Consider the following 22,312-nt stretch of genomic DNA (forward strand, 5'->3'; position numbering starts at 1 on the left):
AACAATCGGGCGTCATTGGAAGATGGTCTTCCTGTTCGCGGCCAGCTTGGCGAGTTCAATAGCCGGCGCAGACACCCTCCGCTGTGGAAGCAACCTGATCAACACAGGCGACCGCACCTTTGAGGTCGAGCGTAAATGTGGCCAACCTGTTCAGCGTGATCTGGTGGGCTACACACTGGGCCCAAACCAACGCCGGGAAATGATGCGCGAGGAATGGGTATACGGCCCCGACAATGGGGTATTCAATATCCTCACATTCGAGGGAAACCGACTGGTACGGATCGAAACCAGCCGAGCTAATTGATCAGGGAGTCACCATGCAAAAAAGTGCCGTACTGGCTGCGCTTACCATCACGTTCTGTGCACTGGCGCAGGCCTCCTCGACCTTTCGCTGTGGAAGCAACCTGGTAAGCCTGCGAGCCTCGACAGCCGAAGTACAAGCCAAGTGCGGTGAGCCCACCAGCCGTGCACTGACCGGGTATAGGGAGCTGGTCGACGAATACGGTTTTCGTCAGGAGGTGCAGATTGAAGAATGGACCTATGGCCCCACCAATGGCATGTACCATTTTCTGCGCTTCGAGGGTAACCGCCTCAGCAACATCGATAGCGAACGAGGCTGACCGGCGACAAAAAAAACCCGCTGCAAGCAGCGGGTTTCAGTGTTACCTGACCCGTTAGTCGACCGCTTTCAGACCGTCTGCAGAAACGTCTTTGACGCCTTCGATCGTCTTGGCCTTGTCGATGGCCATCTCACGCTGTGCTTCGGTGGCCACAGTACCGGACAGTGAAACCACGCCGTTGTTGGTTTCGACTTCAATCTCCATGCCTGGAGTCGAGTCGCCAGCAAGCAGAGCAGATTTAACTTTGGTGGTGATCCAGGTGTCAGACATCGCCTCGCCCGCTTCGTCTGCGGTGTGCTCAGCAGCGTCCATGGTGTCACTGGCGGCCAACATCATTGGTTGGGCCTCGTCAAATGCAGGCGTGGTGTCGGCGAACGCAGCCCCTGCCAGCGGCAAGCTCAAGGCAGTCGCAATGGTGGCAGCAGTAATAGAGGTCTGGATCTTGTTCATGAGTGGCACTCCTGTTTTCTCATAGTAACTGCGGTATGTCTCCGCAGATTCACCTAATAGGTCGCAAGCTACGTGCCAAGCTAAGGATTTATAAATATTCTTAATATTCAACGACATAAGGCATAGTAGTGCCGCTCTGCCACTAGCACTCTGCATGTTTCGATCAAGCGAAGCGTGCAGACTGCAATGCGCTCAACGCGCGCAACGTTTTGACCAGCATTTCGCCGCCGCAAAAAAAAGAGCCCCGAGGGGCTCTTCTTGTCACTGGGATGCTTTATGCGCCTGATGCTTCGGCAGCAGCCACATCCTTGATCGACAGTTTGATACGGCCGCGGTTGTCGACGTCCAACACCAGGACCTTCACTTCCTGGCCTTCCTTGAGCACGTCGGTCACCTTCTCGACGCGCTGATCGCTCAGCATCGAGATATGCACCAGACCATCCTTGCCTGGGAGGATGTTGACGAATGCGCCGAAGTCGACGATGCGCTCAACTTTGCCGACGTAGATCTTGCCGATCTCAGCCTCAGCGGTGATACCCAGAACCCGCTGCTTGGCGGCTTCTGCAGCTTCCTTGGTCTCACCGAAGATCTTGATCGAGCCGTCATCTTCGATATCGATCGAGGCTTTGGTCTCTTCGCAGATGCTGCGAATGGTCGCGCCACCCTTGCCGATAACGTCGCGGATCTTGTCTTGGTCGATCTTCATCGCAATCATGGTCGGCGCGTTGGCCGACAGCTCTGTACGCGACTGACCGATGACCTGGTTCATCTGGCCGAGAATGTTCAGACGCGCTTCAAGCGCCTGACCCAGCGCGATCTCCATGATCTCTTCGGTGATGCCCTGGATCTTGATATCCATCTGCAGCGCGGTCACGCCCTTGGAGGTACCGGCCACCTTGAAGTCCATGTCACCCAGGTGATCTTCGTCACCCAGAATGTCGGTCAGAACCGCGAACTTTTCGCCTTCCTTGACCAGACCCATGGCAATACCGGCTACCGGCGCTTTCATCGGCACGCCGGCATCCATCAGCGCGAGCGAAGCACCGCAGACCGAAGCCATAGAGCTGGAGCCGTTCGACTCGGTGATTTCCGACACCACGCGAATGGTGTAGGGAAATTCGTCAGCGCTCGGCAGCATTGCAGCAACCGAACGGCGAGCCAGACGGCCGTGACCGATTTCGCGGCGACCGGTAGCGCCCATGCGGCCACACTCGCCCACCGAGTAAGGCGGGAAGTTGTAGTGCAGCATGAAGGGATCTTTCTTCTCGCCTTCCAGGGTGTCGAGCAGCTGCGCATCACGGGCAGTGCCGAGGGTGGCAACGACCAGCGCCTGGGTTTCACCACGGGTGAACAGCGCCGAGCCGTGGGTCTTGTCGAGTACACCGACCTCAATGTTCAGACCACGAACAGTGCGGGTGTCGCGACCATCGATGCGCGGCTTACCGTTGACGATGTTCTCGCGAACGGTGCGGTACTCGATTTCGCCGAAGGCTTCTTTGACTTCGCCAGCTGTCGGCTGGCCTTCTTCACCGGAGAACTTGGCAACGACCTGATCTTTCAGCTCACCCAGACGCGCGTAGCGGTCCTGCTTGATGGTGATGGTGTATGCCTGCGAGATCGCCTCGCCGAATTCGCTGCGAATGGCATTGAGCAGCTGGGTATTTTCAGCCTTTGGCTGCCAATCCCAGGTCGGCTTGCCCGCTTCGGCTGCCAACTCGGTAACGGCCTGCACTACGGCCTGGAACTCGTCGTGAGCGAACAGTACCGCGCCCAGCATCTGGTCTTCGGTTAGTTCTTTGGCTTCCGACTCGACCATCAGTACGGCATCTTTGGTACCGGCAACGACCATGTCCAGGCTCGAGGCCTTGAGCTGCTCGTAAGTCGGGTTCAGCAGGTAGCCGGTTTCCGGGTGGAAGGCAACGCGAGCAGCACCGATCGGACCGTTGAACGGGATGCCGGAAATCGCCAGCGCAGCCGAAGTACCGATCATCGCAGCGATGTCCGGATCAGTCTTCTTGCTGGTCGAAACGACAGTACAAATCACCTGGACTTCGTTCTGGAAGCCTTCAGGAAACAGAGGACGGATCGGACGGTCGATCAGGCGCGAGGTCAGGGTTTCCTTTTCGGAAGGGCGCGCTTCACGCTTGAAGAAACCGCCTGGAATCTTGCCGGCTGCGTAGGTTTTTTCCTGATAGTGGACCGAGAGCGGGAAAAAGCCCTTGCTCGGATCAGCAGTTTTGGCGCCGGTGACGGCAACCAGCACGGTCACGTCGTCATCAACGGTGACCAGTACGGCGCCGCTGGCTTGACGGGCGATACGGCCAGTCTCGAGGGTTACGGTCGATTGACCGAATTGGAATTTCTTGATTACCGGGTTCACGGTGGTTCCTTCTCTATGTTGCCTTGGGGAAACTTGACTCACGCCTCGCGGGCCATGCCTCGCGCGAAGCGCTTTATCCGAATGCTTGGGCAGTGGCGGGTATCGAACCCAAACGCTGTCCAGAGGTGTACCTCTGAAAGGCAAAAGCTGGAAGCAGGGCGAGCCCTACTTCCAGCTTTGGCATTCAGCTTCGCACCAGCATCGCTTAGCGACGCAGACCCAGACGACCGATCAGGGTGCTGTAACGAGTGGTGTCCTTGCCCTTCAGGTAATCCAGCAGCTTGCGGCGCTGGTTAACCATACGAATCAGACCACGACGCGAGTGGTGATCTTTACCGTTGGCCTTGAAGTGACCTTGCAGCTTGTTGATGTTGGTGGTCAGCAGGGCAACCTGCACTTCCGGCGAACCGGTATCACCTTCAGCTTGCTGGTACTCGCTAACGATCTGAGCTTTTTCTTCAACGCTAAGTGCCATGATGGGCTCCTTCTATGAACAGGCCGGGACATGTCCCGTGTTTTAAAAGAGGTGTGACCGTGCCTGCCAACAGCCATCCTCGTAACGCTGCACACCTTAAAGGTAAGCTGCGTATCGGTCATTCCGACCGAATCAGTCGACGCGGCGCAATACGCCCGTCTTCGCTCACCTCACCGATACCGATGAAGCGACCATTATGATCCTGCACTCGCAGCATGCCGAACTTCGGCGCTTCCGGGGCGCGTACCGGCTGCCCATGCAACCAATAAAACGCGCTGTGCTCTGAAAGTTGCAGTAGAGGCCAATGTTCAAGCCCGCTATCCACCGGTTTCAGAAAGGCATCAACCGCCTCAGCGCCCCCTTCTGCGTGCACTCGTTCCAGCTCTTCAAGACTGACCGTCTGGCTGAGATCGAACGGCCCTGCTTGAGTTCTACGCAGTTCGGCGACGTGCGCACCACAACCCAGCGCATGCCCGATATCCTCGACCAACGTCCGGATATAGGTGCCTTTGCTACAGGCAACCGCCAATCGCGCACGGTCATCTTCAAGCGACAGCAAATCCAAGCGCGCAATGGTAACAGAACGCGGCTCGCGCTCCACTACCTCTCCAGCTCGCGCCAGCTTGTACAGCGGTTGGCCATCGCGTTTAAGTGCCGAATACATCGGCGGCACTTGCTGCAGATCACCGCGAAACTGTGGCAAAAGCGCCTCTAGCTGCGCTTGGCTGACGGCGACAGGCTTACGCTCGATCACCTCACCTTCTGCATCGGCCGTGGTAGTGGTCACACCGAGTTGGGCAACGGTCTCGTAGCCCTTATCAGCATCCAGCAAATATTGAGAGAACTTAGTAGCTTCCCCGAAACACAGTGGCAGAACACCGGTCGCCAGCGGGTCCAGACTACCGGTATGCCCGGCCTTCTCGGCGTTGAGCAACCAGCGAACTTTCTGCAGCGCGGCGTTCGATGTGAAGCCGCGGGGTTTGTCGAGAAGAATGATGCCGCTGACCGCGCGGCGGATGCGTTTTACCTGGGCCAAACCTTACTCTCCAAGATCGTCGCTGTGCTTGCGGTCTTCCGCTACCGCTCGCTCGATGAGCGACGTCAATTCGACGCCACGACGCACGCTGGCGTCATAGTTGAAATGCAACTGCGGCACGGTCCGAAGCTTCATCGCCTTGCCCAGCTGCATTCGCAGGAAACCGCTGGCATCGTTGAGAATCCGGAGATTGCCCTTGACCGCATCTTCATCGTCATCCTTGCCCATGACCGTAATGAAAATCTTGGCATGGGACAGGTCACGACTGACCTCGACTGCCGTGATGGTTATCAGACCCAGACGGGGATCCTTAACTTCACGCTGGATGAGCTGCGCCAACTCGCGCTGCATCTGATCGCCAATACGCTGGGTACGGCTGAATTCTTTGGCCATAAAATCTGCCTTGAGCAGCAAGCTGCTAACCTAAAAAAAACGTCGTGCTGCAAAGGCAAACGGCAAGCTTCCCGGATCTCTCCTGAAAGCTTGCCGCCGATTTGCCTAACAGCTGCTGTTAGAGCGAACGCGCCACTTCGACTTTCTCGAACACTTCGATCTTGTCGCCAGCTTTGACGTCGTTGTAACTCTTCACCGCGATACCGCACTCCATTCCGGCACGCACTTCCGCAACGTCGTCCTTGAAGCGACGCAGGGATTCCAGCTCGCCTTCGAAGATGACCACATCGTCGCGCAGGACGCGGATCGGACGATTGCGGTGCACCATGCCTTCGATGACCATGCAACCAGCCACGGCACCAAACTTCGGTGAGCGGAACACGTCCCGAACCTCTGCAATACCGAGAATGTTCTCGCGAACATCGCTGCCCAGCATGCCGGTCAGGGCCTTTTTGACGTCTTCTATGATGTCGTAGATAACGTTGTAGTACCGCAGATCCAGACCTTCCTGTTCGACGATCTTGCGCGCACCAGCGTCGGCACGCACGTTGAAACCAAACAGAACAGCGTTGGATGCCAGCGCCAGGTTGGCGTCGCTCTCGGTGATACCACCGACACCGCCACCGATGACACGAACCTGCACCTCGTCGTTACCCAGGCCGCTAAGCGAACCTTGCAGCGCTTCCAACGATCCACGAACATCGGATTTGAGGACGATGTTAAGCGTCTTCTTCTCTTCCTGCCCCATGTTCTCGAAGATGTTTTCCAACTTGCCGGCATGCGCACGGGCCAGCTTCACTTCGCGGAACTTGCCCTGACGGAACAAGGCCACTTCACGCGCCTTCTTCTCGTCAGCGAGCACGCTGAGTTCGTCACCTGCGTCCGGTGTACCGTCGAGGCCAAGAATCTCGACCGGAATCGAAGGTCCTGCTTCCTTGATCGATTTGCCGTTCTCATCGAGCATGGCGCGGATACGGCCGTAGTTCGACCCGACAAGCACCATATCGCCCTGGCGTAGCGTACCGTCCTGAACCAGAACGGTAGCAACCGGGCCGCGGCCTTTATCCAAACGCGACTCGACCACAACACCACGACCTGGAGCCGACGGGGTAGCGGTGAGTTCGAGGATCTCGGCCTGCAGCAGCACCGCCTCGAGCAGGTCATCCACGCCAGTACCCATCTTCGCGGATACCGACACGAACGGCGTATCACCGCCCCATTCTTCCGACGTTACTTCGTGAACAGACAACTCGCTACGAATCCGATCGAGATCGGCGCCAGGCTTGTCGATCTTGTTCACCGCAACCACCAGCGGAACACCAGCAGCCTTAGCATGCTGGATCGCCTCGATGGTCTGCGGCATCACGCCGTCATCGGCTGCTACCACAAGGATCACGATATCGGTCGCTTGTGCACCACGAGCACGCATCGCGGTAAACGCGGCGTGGCCAGGGGTGTCGAGGAAGGTGACCATGCCGCGATCCGTTTCCACATGGTAGGCGCCGATGTGCTGCGTGATACCGCCCGCTTCGCCAGCAGCCACCTTGGCGCGACGAATGTAGTCGAGCAGCGACGTCTTACCGTGGTCGACGTGACCCATAACGGTCACAACCGGAGCACGTGTAATCGCCTCACCTTCGAACTTCAACAGCTCAGCCAGCTGCTCTTCAAGCGCGTTGTCGCTGACCAGCTTGACCTTGTGGCCGAGCTCTTCTGCGATCAGCTGTGCGGTTTCCTGATCAAGCACCTGGTTGATGGTCACCGGGGTACCCATCTTGAACATGAACTTGATGACTTCGGCGGCCTTGACCGACATCTGCTGCGCCAAATCGCCAACAGTGATGGTCTCACCAATGGCAACTTCACGAATGACCGGGCCGGTCGGGCTCTGGAAGCCATGCGCGTTGCGCTTCTTCAGCTTCGATTTGCCACGCCCACCGCGACGGAAGCCGTCAGCGTCGTCTTCGCCACTACGCGCAGTACGCGACAGCGGCGCCTTTGCTTTCAACGAAGGACGATGTTGAGCCTGCTTGCGATCACGACGTTCGTCGTCTTCACTACGGGCCTTGTCCGGACGACGTGGCTCATCCTTCTTGCGATCCTCAACAGGAGCAGTAGGCGTAACCGGTACGGACTCAGGCGCAACAGCTGCGACAGGCTCGGGAGAGACGGCGGCTGGCGTTTCAGTCTTGGAAGACTCAGCCTGACGGCGCGCTTCTTCCTCGGCCCGCTGCCGTGCTTCTTCTGCCGCCTTTTGACGAGCAGCTTCCTCGGCGGCGCGCTGCTCTTCGAGCTCGCGCTGCTTCTCAGCTTCGATCTCATCAGGGCTGCGCTTGACGAAGGTTTTCTTCTTGCGCACTTCAACGCTGATGGTCTTGCTGTTACTCACTTTCAACTTGGTCGTGGTTTTGCGCTGCAAGGTGATCTTGCTTGGCTCGGCCACTTTAGCCCCATGGCTGCTCTTAAGGTGCGCCAACAGGGCTTGCTTTTCGTTATCGGTCACTACTTGCTCGGCGCTGGTGTGCGACAGTCCTGCCTCACGCATCTGCTGTAGCAGTCGCTCGACCGGTGTGTCGACCACCTGGGCCAGTTCTTTCACCGTGACTTGCGTCATGCATCTCTCTCCTCAGGCCGCTAATTACTTACTCGAACCAATGGGCTCGGGCGGCCATGATCAGCTTGCCGGCACGCTCTTGATCTATGCCGTCTATGTCGAGCAGGTCGTCAATTGACTGCTCGGCCAGGTCTTCGCGGGTGATAACACCTCGCATTGCCAACTCGACCGCCAGTGTCTTGTCCATGCCTTCCAACGCGAGCAAATCCTCGGCTGGCTGGGCGTCTGCCAGTTTTTCTTCCGTTGCGATCGCTTTAGTCAGTAAACGATCTTTAGCGCGGGTTCTCAGCTCATTGACGATATCTTCGTCGAAGCCTTCAATGCCGAGCATTTCCTCCATTGGAACGTAGGCGATCTCTTCGAGCGAAGTGAAACCTTCCTCGACCAGTACTTGTGCCAGCTCTTCATCGACGTCCAGCTCTTCGATGAAGTTGCGCAGAATGTCGCCGGTTTCTTCTTGCTGCTTGCTCTGGATGTCTGCCTCGGTCATCACATTCAGCGTCCAGCCGGTCAATTGACTGGCGAGGCGAACGTTCTGACCACCACGACCGATGGCTTGAGCCAAGTTGTCTTCGCCAACCGCGATATCCATGGCGTGGGCATCTTCGTCGACGATGATGGCAGCCACTTCAGCCGGGGCCATTGCATTGATGACGAATTGTGCAGGGTTCTCGTCCCACAGCACGATGTCGACACGCTCACCGCCAATCTCCCCAGAGACGGCCTGTACGCGCGAACCGCGCATACCAATACAGGCACCCTGCGGATCGATCCGCTTGTCTTTCGAGCGCACTGCGATCTTGGCGCGAGAGCCCGGATCACGTGAGGCGGCCATCACCTCGATCAGGCCTTCCGCAATTTCTGGCACTTCAATGCGGAAAAGCTCGATGAGCATCTGCGGCGCCGTACGCGAAAGAATCAATTGCGGTCCGCGGTTCTCGGTGCGAATTTCTTTGAGCAGCGCACGCACTCGGGCACCAACGCGGAAGGTTTCGCGAGCGATGATATCTTCCCGAGCCAGCAGTGCTTCGGCATTGTTACCCAGATCAACGATCACGCTGTCACGGGTCACTTTCTTCACAGTGCCGGAAATGATCTCGCCGAGCCGATCGCGATAAGCCTCGACGACCTGGGCGCGCTCAGCCTCGCGGACTTTCTGCACGATGACTTGCTTGGCGGTCTGAGCAGCAATCCGACCAAACTCGATGGAGTCGATCTTTTCTTCGAGCACATCACCAACCTTGGCGTTGGCTTCTTGTGCCTGCTTCATGTCCGTGGTCAGCTGATGGGCCGGATCGTCGAAATCCTCTTCCTCTACCACTGTCCAGCGGCGGAAGGTTTCATAGCTACCGTTCTGCCGATTAATCTCGACCCGCAGGTCAACTTCATCTTCGAAGCGCTTCTTGGTAGCAGTGGCCAGAGCCAGCTCCAACGCTTCGAAGATCACACTGGCCGGTACGCCTTTTTCGTTGGATACCGACTCCACAACCAGCAGTACTTCTTTGCTCATCGTACGCCTCGCCTATCGCAATCCATTGGGGTCCGCGGGATCCGCGATTCACTCAAAACGGGGAATTATGTTGGCCTTGTCGATCATATCGATTGGCAGCAGATATTCGTGATCATCGACCAGCACCACCACATCCTGTGCCTCGATCCCGCGCAAAAGACCTTGGAAATTGCGCCGACCCTCGAAGGGCGAGCGCAGCTTTATTTTGACCTGTTCGCCGACGTGCGCCTCGTACTGCTCAAGTGTGAACAGCGGCCGATCCATACCAGGTGAAGACACTTCAAGCGTGTAATCGGAGCTGATCGGGTCTTCAACGTCGAGCACACCACTCAGTTGACGGCTAACCTTTTCGCAGTCATCGACAAGTATCCCGTTGGGATTATCGATATAGACGCGCAACAGAGAATGCCGGCCCTGTGATATGAATTCGATGCCCCAGCATTGATAGCCGAGGGCCTCTACCACTGGGGCCATCAAGGCCTGCAACTGTTCTAGCTTGCTCGACATCGAAGTCCCTCGTGCATGCCGTACAAATGAAAAATGGGCGAAACGCCCATCCATGATGATCGCCTGTGAATGCCGGCGACCTGGCTTGAAGCTAATAAAAAGCCCCTTAACAGGGGCTTTTCATCAACTGGTTGCGGGGGCTGGATTTGAACCAACGACCTTCGGGTTATGAGCCCGACGAGCTACCAGACTGCTCCACCCCGCGTCAAACTGGGCACGAATTATACGACCGCACCAAAACCAGGTCAACCTAAACACTAAAAACAAGAAAGCCCGCATCTGCGGGCCTGCTTGTTTGGTACCGAGGAGGGGACTCGAACCCCTACAGCCTATGGCCACTACCACCTCAAGGTAGCGTGTCTACCAATTCCACCACCTCGGCAAAAACCTTAGTCTTACTCCTGCAGCTGAGGCACTTCATCTGCAACAGGCGCGGACGGAGCACTTTCCAGAACAGGTACATCTTCCACTACCGGCTTGCTCGCCGGAACTTCCAGCACTGCCGGATCCGGCAGGCCTGCGCCCGAAACCTGGTCAGCCTGGCGCGTTGCAAAAAACGCCAAACCCAAGCTTGTAGCGAAAAAAACGCAGGCGAGTATAGCAGTAAAACGACTCAGAAAGGTAGAAGAACCTTGGCTTCCGAACACAGTTGCCGAAGCACCCGAACCAAAGGACGCACCTGCGTCAGCCCCCTTACCTTGCTGCAGCAACACCAACGCAACCACGCCAATGGCAACCAGCAGATGCACCACAATCACAACAGTTTGCAACATCTGATCAGTTCCCTGCGGCACGACAGATCGCACCGAAATCATTCGCTTTCAGAGAGGCGCCACCGATAAGCCCCCCATCGATATCCGGCATGCCAAAAAGCTCGGCAGCATTTTCCGCCTTTACACTGCCACCGTACAGGAGCCGCACGCCTTCGGCGATACGTTGATCCTCACGGGACAGCTGCTCTCGAATAGCCGAATGTACTTCCTGAGCCTGTTGCGGCGTCGCCGTCAGCCCGGTACCTATAGCCCAGACCGGCTCGTACGCCACAACCGCCCCCTCAAAAGCGGAAACCCCGGCATCAGCCAAAATGCGAGCCAGCTGACGCTCAACCACTTCAAGAGTCTGCCCAGCCTGACGCTGCTCCAGCGTCTCGCCCAGACACAGCACCGGAGTCATACCGCACGCCAATGCTGCTGCAAACTTTTTGCTTACCACCTCGTCACTTTCGCCCAAAATCAGGCGCCGCTCAGAGTGGCCAACCAACACCCAACTGGAACCCGCATCAGCCAGCTGAGAGGCGGACTCCTCGCCCGTCAATGCACCAAAGCCAGCATCCACCGCACAGTCCTGAGCACCTACGGCGATTGCCATGTCTTCCAGGCCACTCACAACCTGCATCAGGTGCAGAGTGGTCGGAAACACCACCACCTCGACCATTTCAGGAATGCCCTGCTGGCGAAGCGCCTCGATCAGCTCTGCGACGCTGGCGCGGGTACCGTTCATTTTCCAGTTACCAGCTACCAATGGGCGACGCATGCTTTACCTCGTCGGTCAAAGTGGGCGCAGATGGTACTCAACGAAAACACCTCTGGCAAGCGGCAATCACGCACAAACTTGCGTTACAGCGTTCGCTAGTTCCTCAGCGTAACAGCGAACCTGACTTTCATCATCGCCTTCGACCATCACCCGCACCAAAGGCTCGGTCCCGGACTTGCGCAACAGCACGCGCCCCCGCCCTGCCATCCGTTCTGTAACGCTGTCACAGACTGCCTGAACCTGAGGATGTGCAATCGGATCCATATCACCGCGGAACCGAACGTTTATCAACACTTGGGGGCATTTACTCCAAGCCAGACGCTCCTGTGCCAGGCTGCACCCGCGGCGTTTTAAAGCGAGCACAACCTGGAGCGCGGCGATAATGGCATCCCCCGTGGTGGCATGCTGCGCGCAGACAATGTGACCTGAGTTTTCGCCACCGAGCACCCAGTCGCGCTCAAGCATTTCCGCCATCACATAACGATCCCCGACTTTGGCGCGAATGAAGGGGATATCACGCGCCTTGAGCGCCAGCTCCAAACCAAGGTTGCTCATCAAAGTTCCGACAACACCACCTACCAGGCGGTCGCGGTCCTGCAGGTCAGTGGCGATGATGTAAAGCAGCTCATCACCATCTACTTGGGCCCCGGTATGATCGACCATCATCACGCGGTCGCCGTCACCATCGAAGGCGATACCAAGGTCTGCACCCTGCTCGATCACAGCCCTCTGCAACTGCGCTACATGAGTGGACCCCACATCAGCGTTGATATTCAACCCATCTGGCTGAGCAGCGATAACCACCACTTCGGCACCAAGTTCTCGGAAGACACTAGGCGCCACCTTGTAAGTAGCTCCGTGAGCGCAATCGAGCACGATTTTCATACCGCTGAAATCGGTACTGGTCGGCACGCTGCTTTTACAGAATTCGATATAGCGCCCCGCTGCATCGTTAATCCGCGAAGCTTTACCGAGCTGCACCGAATCAACCACCGTCATCGGCGTGTCGAGCAGCTCCTCGATCATCAGCTCAACTTCATCAGGCAGTTTCGTTCCGCGCCCGGAGAAGAACTTGATCCCATTATCGTGATGCGGATTATGCGAGGCACTGATTACGATGCCGGCATCGGCATGGAAGGTGCGCGTTAGATACGCAACTGCCGGGGTAGGCATGGGCCCCAAAAGCAATACATCGGCGCCTGCGGCAGACAGCCCAGCCTGCAGCGCAGATTCGAACATGTATCCGGATATCCGCGTGTCTTTGCCGATCAGAATGCGACATTTCCCGTGCTTACGAAATGCCATACCCGCCGCCCAACCAAGCCTCAGCATAAATTCCGGCGTGATCGGAAATTGGCCGACATGACCCCGAATGCCATCGGTGCCGAAGTACTTTCTACCCATGAATTAATCCCTATTCTGCCGCTTGCACTGCGGCAATCATTCGAACCACATCAACCGTTTCGGCCACGTCATGCACCCGGAGGATGCCAGCCCCCTTCACTACAGCCAGCGCTGCAAGCGCCAAACTTCCATATAGACGGTGCGCCACGTCGCGCTGCAAAACTTGGCCGACCATACTCTTGCGGGAAACGCCAACAAGCAATGGCCGCCCCAACACATGGAGTTGTTCCAGCCTGTTGAACAGATGCAGATTATGAGAGAGGGTCTTCGCGAAGCCGAACCCCGGATCGAGCACAATCCGGTCGTCAGGGATGCCTGCAGCCAAGCAAACCTCCATACGCCCACGCAAGAAGCTCACGACCTCGCTGGTGACATCGTCATAGCGAGGATCGTTCTGCATATCACCAGGCTCACCCCGCATATGCATCAGGCACACCGGCAGTCCGCTGTCTGCTGCCGCATCCAGGGCCCCATCACGAGACAACGAACGGACATCATTGATTAAACCCGCACCAAGTCGGGCCGTCTCGCGAATCACGGCAGGTGTCGAGGTGTCCACCGAAATAATCACGTCAAGCTCACGGGCAATCGCCTCTACCACAGGCGCAACACGCTCAAGCTCTTCGATTGGCGAAACAATGCTTGCACCCGGGCGAGTCGACTCCCCACCTACGTCGATCAACGTCGCACCCGCCACCACCATTGCGGCGGCGTGCCGCAGCGCAGCATCGACACTAGCATGCTGGCCGCCATCGGAGAACGAATCGGGCGTAACGTTCAGAATACCCATGACATGCGGGCGCGCTAAATCAAGAACCCGGCTGCCACAGGACAGCCGGGTCGAGAACGACTTTTCACTCATCTAACTCAGCCTTAGCTTAGTGCTCGCCAGCTGGGCCACCAATCGGCGTCTGTGGGCGGCCGCTTTCAGGCTGAACGGGCGTTCCGGTTGGGCCGGAGCCGTCCTGCCAGTCCCGCGGCTCGCGCGGAGTCCGGCCAGCCATGATGTCATCAATCTGATCAGCGTCGATGGTCTCGTACTTCATCAGCGTCTCAGCCATAACATCAAGCTTGTCACGGTTGTCGGCGAGAATCTGTTTCGCTGTGCCATAGCATTGATCGATGATGCTACGAACCTCGAGATCGATCAGCTTCGCAGTGTCACCTGACACATTTGTGTGCTGACTACCCGCACTGCGACCAAGGAAAACTTCACCCTCTTCCTCCGCGTACATCAGCGGGCCCAACTTTTCGGACAACCCCCACTTGGTAACCATGTTACGAGCCAGCTGGGTAGCGCGCATGATGTCATTGGACGCGCCGGTCGTAACACCTTCAAAGCCGAGCGTCATTTCCTCTGCGATCCGTCCCCCGAATAGCGAACAGATCTGACTGATCAAGGCGCGCTTGGAAAGGCTGTAGCGGTCTTCCTCAGGCAGGAACATCGTCACTCCCAATGCTCTGCCGCGGGGAATGATCGATACCTTATAGACCGGATCGTGTTCCGGAACGACGCGTCCAACGATGGCGTGACCCGCCTCGTGGTAGGCCGTATTGAGCCGCTCCTTCTCGGACATGACCATCGACTTGCGCTCAGCGCCCATCATGATCTTGTCCTTGGCCAGCTCGAACTCTTTCATTTCAACCACACGCTTACCAGCGCGCGCAGCAAACAACGATGCTTCGTTGACAAGATTGGCCAAGTCAGCGCCTGAAAATCCAGGAGTTCCACGCGCAATCAAAGCCGGCTCGACACTATCGCCAAGCGGAACCTTGCGCATATGTACTTTCAGGATCTGTTCGCGACCACGAATATCGGGCAGTCCAACAACCACCTGACGATCGAAACGGCCGGGGCGAAGCAGGGCAGGATCGAGGACATCCGGACGGTTAGTGGCAGCAATGACGATGATGCCGTCATTCATTTCGAAACCGTCCATTTCGACCAGCAACTGGTTCAGCGTCTGCTCCCGCTCGTCGTGACCGCCACCGAGACCTGCACCGCGATGGCGCCCGACGGCGTCAATCTCGTCGATGAAAATGATGCACGGTGCGTGCTTCTTGGCTTGCTCAAACATGTCGCGCACGCGGCTGGCACCCACACCAACGAACATCTCAACGAAATCGGAACCGGAGATCGTAAAGAATGGGACCTTGGCCTCACCTGCAACCGCTTTAGCCAACAGCGTCTTACCAGTACCCGGCGAACCGACCATCAGCACACCGCGTGGAATACGCCCCCCAAGCCTTTGAAACTTGCCCGGATCACGCAGGAACTCGACCAACTCGGTAACTTCTTCCTTGGCCTCGTCACAACCCGCAACATCAGCGAACGTCGTCTTGACCTGGTCTTCAGACAATAGCCGAGCCTTGCTCTTGCCAAAGCTCATCGGCCCACCCTTGCCGCCAGCGCCGCCTTGCATCTGACGCATGAAAAACATGAAGACAGCAATGATCACTAGAATCGGGAAGCTCGCCACCAATAGCTGCGTCCAGATGCTCTGCTGCTCGGGCTGTTTGCCTTCGATCACCACATCGTTGTTGATGAGGTCACCGATCAGACCATTGTCCTGAATCGCAGGCCGAATGGTTTTAAAGGTCTCGCCGTCACTGCGCTTTCCGGTAATGACGAAACCGTCAACGGTCACGCGCTCGACTTGGCCTTCTTTGACCTGCTCGATGAAATCGGAATAGTTGAGCGTCTGCGGCTCGGTAGGGCTGGAAAAGTTGTTCATCACCGTCACTAGGACAGCGGCAATGATCAACCACAAAATCAGGTTTTTTGCCATGTCGTTCAATTCACTACCCTCTAGAGCAGGCGTATTGTCGGGAGCCTGCATGACGGCCGATGGTTCGCTCTCGGCCTAACTTACTACACAACGTAGCTGAACACGCAGCTCGGTCTGTAACCCGATATGAAACATGCTAGCCCGTAATTTCACGGCTGGCATTTGCCAGAATAGTTTCAGTCCCCGTGCGGTTAAGACCGCAGCGCTTGCATCTCGTTGCCATCACCCCGATAACCGCGCGCCAGCAGATACTGTTCCCGGGAGCGATCCCTTGAGGACAAGGGTTTGCGCATCTGTACCTTGTCGAAATTCTGTCTGACATCCTTCAGGTAGGCATCGAAACCATCCCCCTGAAAAATCTTGATCAGAAAATCGCCACCTGGGCGCAACACTCGCATGGCCAGATCCAGCGCAAGCTCGCAAAGAAACATCGCTCGCGCCTGGTCAGCGACCTTCACCCCACTCATATTGGGGGCCATATCGGAAATCACAAGGTCCACTTGGGTTTCACCGATGGCCTGAAGGATCTCGGCGAACACCTGGTCTTCAGTAAAGTCACCGAGCACAAAGGTGACGTCCGCGATGCTGTCCATGGGCAGAATATCGGAAGCGATCAGCCGCCCGCGATCACCGATCACTCGACTGGTGACCTGCGACCAGCCTCCCGGCGCCGCACCGAGATCGACCACCGTCATGCCTGGCCGCAGAATACGATCCTTTTCCTGTATTTCGAGAAGCTTGTAGCTGGCCCGAGAACGATAGCCGTCGCGCTGCGCCATCTTCACATAGGGGTCATCAAAATGTTCTTTCAGCCAACGCGGGCTGGTCTTGGAGCGTGCCAAGCTGTTACCTCATCTGTGCGGCTCAGAGCGTGTCAGTTACACTAGCCGCCATTTTCAGGGTTCTGACGCAAGGGTCGAATTATGCCGCTCACTAACGAGCAGAAGAAACAGTACAAATCCATCGGCCATCATCTGAAGCCAGTGTTGATCGTATCGGAGAACGGCTTGACCGAAGGCGTACAGGCCGAACTGGAGCGCGCCTTGAACGATCATGAGCTGATCAAGGTGCAGCTGCGGATCACCGAGCGTGAGGATCGGCGTGCGGTAACCGATGAGCTATGCAAGATTGGAGGCTGCGAACTGGTCCAGTCCATCGGCAAGATGGCGCTGGTCTATCGCAAGAACCCCAACGTGAACAAGCTGCTATCCAACGTACATCGTTTTCAGGCCTAAGCCTGACGCAAGCATCGCCAGTCATGACCGCTCCCGTCCGGGAGCGGCCTGCAGCACCAGAATCAGCCCGCACATGCCAATAACCAGATAACTGAACACCAGCCAGTACGGAGACTGGACGACACCGGCACGCACCACGAAAAAACTCGCCGCCAGCAGCAATATGCTGAGCAAAAGCTGACCGCGCAAATCTTCCCACAGGCTTCGCAATCCGCCGAGCTGAATCAGCACGACGGCCTGAAGGACGACACAGAATGCAGCGAAGCCCACCAGCAATGGGCGAAGGCTATTCGCGATTTCGTCAATAAGCATCGGCGCAAGGCCAATCTTGCCGAGCGCCGGAAGCATGACAAACTGCAGCAGCCAAAGACCACCGACCCAGAAAGTCTGAGCCAGCTGCCAGCTTATGGTTCCGGCCCGCATCGATTGACGCTTAGAGATGGCGAACCTCGACAATCTCAAACTCGACCAACCCACCCGGAGTCTTCACCACAGCGACGTCACCCTCCACCTTGCCAATCAGAGCGCGTGCTATAGGCGAGCCTACCGAAATTTTGCCCAGCTTGATCTCCGCCTCGTCTTCACCCACGATCTGGTAGGTGACACGCTCGTCGGTCTCGACATTGGCAATCTCAACGGTCGTACCGAATATCACTTTGCCGGTGTGCGGGATGCTGCTGACATCGATGACTTGGGCATTCTGCAGACGCCCCTCGATATCACGAATCCGCGCTTCGACCATGCCCTGCTGTTCGCGCGCGGCATGATACTCGGCGTTTTCCTTGAGGTCCCCCAGTTCGCGCGCCACGCCGATGTCGTGACTGAGCTTGGGGCGAAGCACCTTGGTGAGATGGTGCAGCTCTTCTTCCAGGGCACGCGCACCCTGGACAGTCATTGGGTATTTGGTCATGCCTTGATTCCTGCATGAAGATCCTGCAAACGACGCACAGTCTTCTCGGGACCGAACTTCAGCGCCTCACAGATCGCCTGCCCACCAGCCAAGGTGGTGGTGCAGCAGATCTTGTGCTGCAGAGCGTTACGACGGATTGAATAGGAGTCGGCGATGGACTGACGCCCCTCGGTAGTATTGATGATCAGAGTGACCTCGTCATTCTTGATCATGTCGACAACGTGCGGGCGACCCTCGGTTACCTTATTGACGCGGCGCACCGGCAATCCGGCAGCCTCAATCAACTTGGCGGTGCCAGCAGTTGCGACCACTTCAAAACCCAATTCGACGAGATCACGAGCGACCTGTGCAACGTGCGGCTTGTCGTCGTCACGCACGCTGATGAAGGCGCATCCACTATTCGGCAGGATTTCACTCGCACCTAGCTGTGCCTTGGCAAAAGCTTCGGCGAAGCTGTCGCCGACACCCATCACCTCACCGGTGGATTTCATTTCGGGGCCGAGAATCGGATCGACACCCGGGAACTTGGCGAAGGGGAATACCGCTTCCTTGACACTGTAGAAGTTCGGAATGATCTCTTCGGTCAAGCCAGCTTCCGCCAGTGTTTTGCCGGCCATGACGCGTGCGGCAATCATTGCTAACGACACGCCGATGCACTTCGATACAAAGGGAACGGTGCGTGACGCACGCGGGTTCACTTCGATCACGAAGATGTCTTCACCCTGAACGGCCATTTGCACGTTCATCAAGCCGACCACACCGAGCTCGAGGGCCATCTTTTTGACCTGATCCCGGATCTCGTCCTGGATATGCGGCGGCAAAGAGTAAGGCGGCAAGGAACAGGCAGAGTCGCCCGAGTGTACGCCAGCCTGCTCGATGTGCTGCATGATCGCGCCAATAACCACGTGTTCGCCGTCGCACACCGCGTCGATATCAACTTCGATAGCGCAGTTAAGGAAGTGATCGAGCAGCACCGGACTGTCATTCGACACCTTCACCGCTTCGCGCATGTAGCGCTTGAGCTCTTCTTCCTGGTAGACAATTTCCATCGCCCTACCGCCGAGTACATAAGACGGACGCACCACCAGCGGATAACCGATCACTTTCGAGGCGGCGAGAGCCTCTTCTTCGCTACGGGCGGTAGCGTTTGGTGGCTGGCGCAGGTTCAGGCGCTCGACCATCTGCTGGAAGCGCTCGCGATCTTCGGCTCGGTCGATGGAGTCAGGACTGGTACCGATGATTGGCACACCCGCTTCTTCCAGAGCACGAGCCAGCTTCAGCGGAGTCTGACCGCCATACTGCACGATCACGCCCTTAGGCTGCTCAACACGGACGATTTCTAATACGTCTTCCAGGGTTACCGGCTCGAAGTACAGACGATCTGACGTGTCGTAGTCAGTGGAAACGGTCTCAGGATTGCAATTGACCATGATGGTTTCATAGCCATCGTCACGCAGCGCCAGCGCGGCATGTACGCAGCAGTAGTCGAACTCGATGCCCTGACCGATACGGTTCGGTCCGCCACCGAGAATCATGATCTTGTCGCGACTCGACGGATTGGCCTCGCACTCTTCCTCGTAGGTCGAGTACATGTAGGCTGTGTCGGTGGCGAATTCGGCGGCGCAGGTGTCAACGCGCTTGTAGACCGGCAGCACCTTGAGCTTGTGGCGATGGGCCCGCAGGTTCTTTTCGGTCACGCCGAGCAGCTTGGCCAGCCGCGCGTCGGAAAAGCCCTTGCGCTTGAGCTTGTACATCACATCGCGGTCGATGCTGGACAAGCCCATGGTCTTGATCCGCTCCTCCTCCTTGATCAGATCCTCGATCTGCACCAGGAACCACTCATCAATCCGTGTCAGATCGAAGACTTCGGCAACCGACTTTCCAGCGCGGAAAGCGTCGGCCAGATACCAGATGCGATCTGCGCCCGGCACGGTAAGCTCGCGCTTGAGCGTGCCCTCGCTTTCCGGATCAGCCAGATCGAGCTTCGGATCGAAGCCGGATACACCCACCTCGAGACCGCGAAGTGCCTTCTGTACCGATTCCTGGAAGGTACGACCGATGGCCATGACCTCACCGACAGATTTCATCTGGGTGGTCAGACGCGCATCGGCCTTGGGGAATTTCTCAAACGCAAAACGCGGAATCTTCGTCACAACGTAATCGATGGCGGGCTCGAAGGACGCCGGAGTGCGACCGCCGGTGATGTCGTTCTGCAGCTCATCGAGGGTGTAGCCCACAGCCAGCTTGGCCGCGATCTTGGCGATCGGGAAGCCGGTGGCCTTCGAAGCCAGCGCCGAGGAACGCGAAACACGCGGGTTCATCTCGATCACGACCATGCGGCCGGTGTTCGGACAGATGCCGAACTGCACGTTGGAACCGCCGGTTTCCACGCCGATCTCGCGCAGCACCGCCAGGGATGCGTTACGCAGGATCTGATATTCCTTGTCCGTCAGAGTTTGCGCCGGGGCGACGGTGATGGAGTCACCGGTGTGCACACCCATCGGATCGAAGTTTTCGATGGCGCAGACGATGATGCAGTTGTCCTTCTTGTCGCGGACTACCTCCATCTCGTATTCCTTCCAGCCGATCAGCGACTCGTCGATCAGCAGCTCGCTGGTCGGCGACAGGTCGAGACCGCGGGCACAGATTTCCTCGAACTCTTCACGGTTGTAGGCGATACCGCCGCCGGTGCCACCCATAGTGAACGAAGGGCGGATGATGCAGGGGAAGCCGACTTTCTCGAGGACGCCGTAGGCTTCGTCCATGTTGTGCGCGATGCCGGAAACCGGGCACGCCAGGCCAATGTTCTTCATCGCCTTGTCGAAGCGTGAGCGGTCTTCGGCCTTGTCGATAGTGTCGGCGTTGGCACCGATCATCTCGACGCCAAACTTCTCCAGGATGCCGTGCTTCTCCAGGTCCAGCGCGCAGTTCAGCGCAGTCTGGCCGCCCATGGTTGGCAGCAGCGCGTCGGGCCGCTCCTTCTCGATAATCTTGGCAACGGTGGCCCACTTGATCGGCTCGATGTAGGTCGCATCTGCCATGGCCGGGTCGGTCATGATGGTCGCCGGGTTGGAGTTGACCAGGATGACCCGGAACCCTTCTTCGCGCAGCGCCTTGCACGCCTGCGCGCCGGAATAATCGAACTCGCACGCCTGACCGATAACAATCGGGCCAGCGCCGAGGATCAGAATGCTTTTGATGTCTGTACGTTTTGGCATGGTCTCTCTCGAATTCTGTGCTCGGCGGGCTTAGCGGCGCTTGGCCATGGCGTCGATGAAGCGATCAAACAACGGCGCAACATCATGCGGACCCGGGCTAGCCTCAGGATGACCCTGGAAACTGAAGGCGACCTTGTCGGTGCGCTCGATGCCTTGCAGCGTGCCGTCGAACAGCGACTTGTGCGTCGCTCGCAAATTGCTCGGCAGGCTGGCTTCGTCCACGGCAAAGCCATGGTTCTGGCTGGTGATCATCACCACGCCGGTATCGAGGTCCTGTACCGGATGGTTGGCCCCGTGGTGACCGTTAGGCATTTTCACCGTCTTGGCGCCTGAGGCCAGGGCCAACAGCTGGTGACCAAGGCAAATCCCGAATACGGGTATGTCCGTCTCAAGCACTTCCTGAATGGCCTTGATCGCGTAATCACAGGGTTCAGGGTCACCTGGGCCGTTGGCGAGGAATACGCCGTCCGGATTCAGGGCGAGCGCATCGCTGGCCGGTGACTGGGCCGGCAATACAGTGACACGGCAGCCACGCGCGACAAGCATGCGCAGGATGTTGTACTTCACGCCATAGTCGAAGGCGACAACATGGTATGGCAGCTCGCTGGCAGGCACCTCGGCATGACCATCATTCTCCAAGCACCAAACGTTCGAGCGCCACTCGTAGCGCTCCTTGACGCTGACTTCCTTGGCCAGGTCCATGCCCTTGAGACCGGGGAAGCTGCGCGCCAGCTCCAGCGCCTTCTCTTCGGTTGCATCATCTCCCGCCAGGATGCAGCCATCCTGAGCGCCTTTCTCACGCAGAATACGGGTCAGTCGGCGGGTGTCGATGCCAGCAATGGCCACGGTACCGTTGGCCTTGAGGTAATCCGGCAGCGACTGCTTGTCGCGCCAGCTGCTCGCGATAAGAGGCAGGTCGCGGATCACCAGTCCGGCAGCCCAAACCTTCCAGGATTCAGCGTCTTCTGGGGTTGTGCCGGTATTCCCAACGTGCGGGTAGGTCAGGGTGACGATTTGCTTGGCATAGGAAGGATCGGTGAGGATTTCCTGATAGCCGGTCATGGCGGTATTGAACACCACCTCACCGATAGTCTGGCCGTCGGCGCCGATAGATTCGCCGCGAAAAATACTGCCATCGGCAAGGGCGAGAATGGCTGGCTTAGTCAAGAGACCTCCCTAAAGATCAAGGCTGAAGCAAGCGCAGATTGTAAAAAAGCGGGATGACGTGTGAAGGTCAT

The 22,312-nt window shown here is 57.5% G+C and carries 21 protein-coding genes and 2 tRNA genes; 3 read left to right on the forward strand and 20 right to left on the reverse strand.

Going from position 1 to position 22,312, the window contains the following annotated elements; translation table 11 throughout:
- The first annotated feature begins 22 nt into the window (after window positions 1-22).
- Window positions 23-304 (forward strand): DUF2845 domain-containing protein, encoded by a 282-nt coding sequence (locus RT21_RS11320; protein WP_101152978.1) that lies wholly within the window; start codon window positions 23-25, stop codon window positions 302-304.
- A gap of 13 nt (window positions 305-317) precedes the next feature.
- Window positions 318-620 (forward strand): DUF2845 domain-containing protein, encoded by a 303-nt coding sequence (locus RT21_RS11325; RefSeq protein WP_046162827.1) that lies wholly within the window; start codon window positions 318-320, stop codon window positions 618-620.
- Between the two features lie 54 nt (window positions 621-674).
- Here the strand turns inward: RT21_RS11325 and RT21_RS11330 are convergent, their stop codons facing one another.
- The 16 genes from RT21_RS11330 to rlmE form a co-directional block, all read right to left on the reverse strand.
- Entirely contained in the window at window positions 675-1,070 is a 396-nt protein-coding gene (locus tag RT21_RS11330; RefSeq protein WP_045429681.1) for a BON domain-containing protein, read from the reverse strand.
- A gap of 274 nt (window positions 1,071-1,344) precedes the next feature.
- The gene (gene pnp, locus RT21_RS11335) at window positions 1,345-3,450 is read right to left on the reverse strand and encodes a polyribonucleotide nucleotidyltransferase (RefSeq protein WP_046162828.1); all 2,106 of its coding nucleotides are present in this window, start codon (window positions 3,448-3,450) and stop codon (window positions 1,345-1,347) included.
- A 205-nt stretch (window positions 3,451-3,655) separates the two neighbouring features.
- Window positions 3,656-3,925, reverse strand: coding sequence for a 30S ribosomal protein S15 (gene rpsO, locus RT21_RS11340; RefSeq protein WP_045429687.1), 270 nt, complete (start codon window positions 3,923-3,925; stop codon window positions 3,656-3,658).
- A 118-nt stretch (window positions 3,926-4,043) separates the two neighbouring features.
- The gene (truB, locus tag RT21_RS11345; RefSeq protein ID WP_045429690.1) at window positions 4,044-4,961 is read right to left on the reverse strand and encodes a tRNA pseudouridine(55) synthase TruB; all 918 of its coding nucleotides are present in this window, start codon (window positions 4,959-4,961) and stop codon (window positions 4,044-4,046) included.
- A gap of 3 nt (window positions 4,962-4,964) precedes the next feature.
- On the reverse strand, window positions 4,965-5,354 hold the full coding sequence (gene rbfA / locus RT21_RS11350; RefSeq protein WP_019342081.1) for a 30S ribosome-binding factor RbfA: 390 nt from the start codon (window positions 5,352-5,354) through the stop codon (window positions 4,965-4,967).
- Window positions 5,355-5,472: 118 nt separating this feature from the next.
- Window positions 5,473-7,968, reverse strand: coding sequence for a translation initiation factor IF-2 (gene infB, locus RT21_RS11355; protein WP_046162829.1), 2,496 nt, complete (start codon window positions 7,966-7,968; stop codon window positions 5,473-5,475).
- Window positions 7,969-7,996: 28 nt separating this feature from the next.
- Entirely contained in the window at window positions 7,997-9,478 is a 1,482-nt protein-coding gene (gene nusA / locus RT21_RS11360; RefSeq protein ID WP_046162830.1) for a transcription termination factor NusA, read from the reverse strand.
- Between the two features lie 48 nt (window positions 9,479-9,526).
- The gene (rimP, locus tag RT21_RS11365) at window positions 9,527-9,985 is read right to left on the reverse strand and encodes a ribosome maturation factor RimP (RefSeq protein ID WP_045429696.1); all 459 of its coding nucleotides are present in this window, start codon (window positions 9,983-9,985) and stop codon (window positions 9,527-9,529) included.
- A gap of 128 nt (window positions 9,986-10,113) precedes the next feature.
- Window positions 10,114-10,190, reverse strand: a tRNA-Met gene (locus tag RT21_RS11370).
- 91 nt (window positions 10,191-10,281) lie between these two features.
- Window positions 10,282-10,367: transfer RNA gene (locus RT21_RS11375), tRNA-Leu, on the reverse strand.
- A 13-nt stretch (window positions 10,368-10,380) separates the two neighbouring features.
- A complete protein-coding gene (secG, locus tag RT21_RS11380) occupies window positions 10,381-10,758 on the reverse strand; it encodes a preprotein translocase subunit SecG (RefSeq protein WP_046162831.1) in 378 nt (125 codons plus the stop codon).
- A gap of 4 nt (window positions 10,759-10,762) precedes the next feature.
- Window positions 10,763-11,518 carry a triose-phosphate isomerase gene (tpiA, locus tag RT21_RS11385; RefSeq protein ID WP_046162832.1) on the reverse strand — a complete coding sequence of 252 codons (756 nt, stop codon included), beginning with the start codon at window positions 11,516-11,518 and terminating at the stop codon, window positions 10,763-10,765.
- Window positions 11,519-11,584: 66 nt separating this feature from the next.
- On the reverse strand, window positions 11,585-12,922 hold the full coding sequence (glmM, locus tag RT21_RS11390; RefSeq protein WP_046162833.1) for a phosphoglucosamine mutase: 1,338 nt from the start codon (window positions 12,920-12,922) through the stop codon (window positions 11,585-11,587).
- Between the two features lie 10 nt (window positions 12,923-12,932).
- On the reverse strand, window positions 12,933-13,784 hold the full coding sequence (gene folP / locus RT21_RS11395; RefSeq protein WP_046162834.1) for a dihydropteroate synthase: 852 nt from the start codon (window positions 13,782-13,784) through the stop codon (window positions 12,933-12,935).
- 16 nt (window positions 13,785-13,800) lie between these two features.
- Complete coding sequence (ftsH, locus tag RT21_RS11400; RefSeq protein ID WP_045429712.1) at window positions 13,801-15,711, reverse strand: ATP-dependent zinc metalloprotease FtsH; 1,911 nt, start codon at window positions 15,709-15,711, stop codon at window positions 13,801-13,803.
- 191 nt (window positions 15,712-15,902) lie between these two features.
- Window positions 15,903-16,553: a 23S rRNA (uridine(2552)-2'-O)-methyltransferase RlmE gene (gene rlmE, locus RT21_RS11405; RefSeq protein WP_045429715.1), complete on the reverse strand. Its 651-nt coding sequence runs from the start codon at window positions 16,551-16,553 to the stop codon at window positions 15,903-15,905.
- Between the two features lie 81 nt (window positions 16,554-16,634).
- Between rlmE and RT21_RS11410 the strand changes: the two genes are divergently transcribed.
- Window positions 16,635-16,946 (forward strand): YhbY family RNA-binding protein, encoded by a 312-nt coding sequence (locus RT21_RS11410; protein WP_045429718.1) that lies wholly within the window; start codon window positions 16,635-16,637, stop codon window positions 16,944-16,946.
- 21 nt (window positions 16,947-16,967) lie between these two features.
- Here the strand turns inward: RT21_RS11410 and RT21_RS11415 are convergent, their stop codons facing one another.
- From RT21_RS11415 to carA, 4 genes are read right to left on the reverse strand one after another with little or no spacing between them, the layout of a single operon-like run.
- Window positions 16,968-17,369 (reverse strand): hypothetical protein, encoded by a 402-nt coding sequence (locus RT21_RS11415; RefSeq protein ID WP_045429721.1) that lies wholly within the window; start codon window positions 17,367-17,369, stop codon window positions 16,968-16,970.
- A 10-nt stretch (window positions 17,370-17,379) separates the two neighbouring features.
- Window positions 17,380-17,856 carry a transcription elongation factor GreA gene (gene greA, locus RT21_RS11420; RefSeq protein WP_046162835.1) on the reverse strand — a complete coding sequence of 159 codons (477 nt, stop codon included), beginning with the start codon at window positions 17,854-17,856 and terminating at the stop codon, window positions 17,380-17,382.
- The gene (carB, locus tag RT21_RS11425) at window positions 17,853-21,074 is read right to left on the reverse strand and encodes a carbamoyl-phosphate synthase large subunit (RefSeq protein WP_045429726.1); all 3,222 of its coding nucleotides are present in this window, start codon (window positions 21,072-21,074) and stop codon (window positions 17,853-17,855) included. Before carB ends, greA begins: the two co-directional genes overlap by 4 nt.
- A gap of 30 nt (window positions 21,075-21,104) precedes the next feature.
- Window positions 21,105-22,241 carry a glutamine-hydrolyzing carbamoyl-phosphate synthase small subunit gene (gene carA / locus RT21_RS11430; RefSeq protein ID WP_046162836.1) on the reverse strand — a complete coding sequence of 379 codons (1,137 nt, stop codon included), beginning with the start codon at window positions 22,239-22,241 and terminating at the stop codon, window positions 21,105-21,107.
- Between the last annotated feature and the right edge of the window lie 71 nt (window positions 22,242-22,312).

This window comes from Pseudomonas sp. 10B238, from assembly GCF_000970615.1.
Taxonomy (GTDB): domain Bacteria; phylum Pseudomonadota; class Gammaproteobacteria; order Pseudomonadales; family Pseudomonadaceae; genus Stutzerimonas.

What these genes read in the sequence shown, in the direction of transcription:
- RT21_RS11320 (WP_101152978.1), top strand. Translation starts at nt 23, where the DNA reads ATGGTCTTCCTGTTCGCGGCCAGCTTGGCGAGTTCAATAGCCGGCGCA.
- RT21_RS11325 (WP_046162827.1), top strand. Translation starts at nt 318, where the DNA reads ATGCAAAAAAGTGCCGTACTGGCTGCGCTTACCATCACGTTCTGTGCA.
- RT21_RS11330 (WP_045429681.1), bottom strand. Translation starts at nt 1,070, where the DNA reads ATGAACAAGATCCAGACCTCTATTACTGCTGCCACCATTGCGACTGCC.
- rpsO (WP_045429687.1), bottom strand. Translation starts at nt 3,925, where the DNA reads ATGGCACTTAGCGTTGAAGAAAAAGCTCAGATCGTTAGCGAGTACCAG.
- rbfA (WP_019342081.1), bottom strand. Translation starts at nt 5,354, where the DNA reads ATGGCCAAAGAATTCAGCCGTACCCAGCGTATTGGCGATCAGATGCAG.
- infB (WP_046162829.1), bottom strand. Translation starts at nt 7,968, where the DNA reads ATGACGCAAGTCACGGTGAAAGAACTGGCCCAGGTGGTCGACACACCG.
- nusA (WP_046162830.1), bottom strand. Translation starts at nt 9,478, where the DNA reads ATGAGCAAAGAAGTACTGCTGGTTGTGGAGTCGGTATCCAACGAAAAA.
- rimP (WP_045429696.1), bottom strand. Translation starts at nt 9,985, where the DNA reads ATGTCGAGCAAGCTAGAACAGTTGCAGGCCTTGATGGCCCCAGTGGTA.
- secG (WP_046162831.1), bottom strand. Translation starts at nt 10,758, where the DNA reads ATGTTGCAAACTGTTGTGATTGTGGTGCATCTGCTGGTTGCCATTGGC.
- tpiA (WP_046162832.1), bottom strand. Translation starts at nt 11,518, where the DNA reads ATGCGTCGCCCATTGGTAGCTGGTAACTGGAAAATGAACGGTACCCGC.
- glmM (WP_046162833.1), bottom strand. Translation starts at nt 12,922, where the DNA reads ATGGGTAGAAAGTACTTCGGCACCGATGGCATTCGGGGTCATGTCGGC.
- folP (WP_046162834.1), bottom strand. Translation starts at nt 13,784, where the DNA reads ATGAGTGAAAAGTCGTTCTCGACCCGGCTGTCCTGTGGCAGCCGGGTT.
- ftsH (WP_045429712.1), bottom strand. Translation starts at nt 15,711, where the DNA reads ATGGCAAAAAACCTGATTTTGTGGTTGATCATTGCCGCTGTCCTAGTG.
- RT21_RS11410 (WP_045429718.1), top strand. Translation starts at nt 16,635, where the DNA reads ATGCCGCTCACTAACGAGCAGAAGAAACAGTACAAATCCATCGGCCAT.
- RT21_RS11415 (WP_045429721.1), bottom strand. Translation starts at nt 17,369, where the DNA reads ATGCGGGCCGGAACCATAAGCTGGCAGCTGGCTCAGACTTTCTGGGTC.
- greA (WP_046162835.1), bottom strand. Translation starts at nt 17,856, where the DNA reads ATGACCAAATACCCAATGACTGTCCAGGGTGCGCGTGCCCTGGAAGAA.
- carB (WP_045429726.1), bottom strand. Translation starts at nt 21,074, where the DNA reads ATGCCAAAACGTACAGACATCAAAAGCATTCTGATCCTCGGCGCTGGC.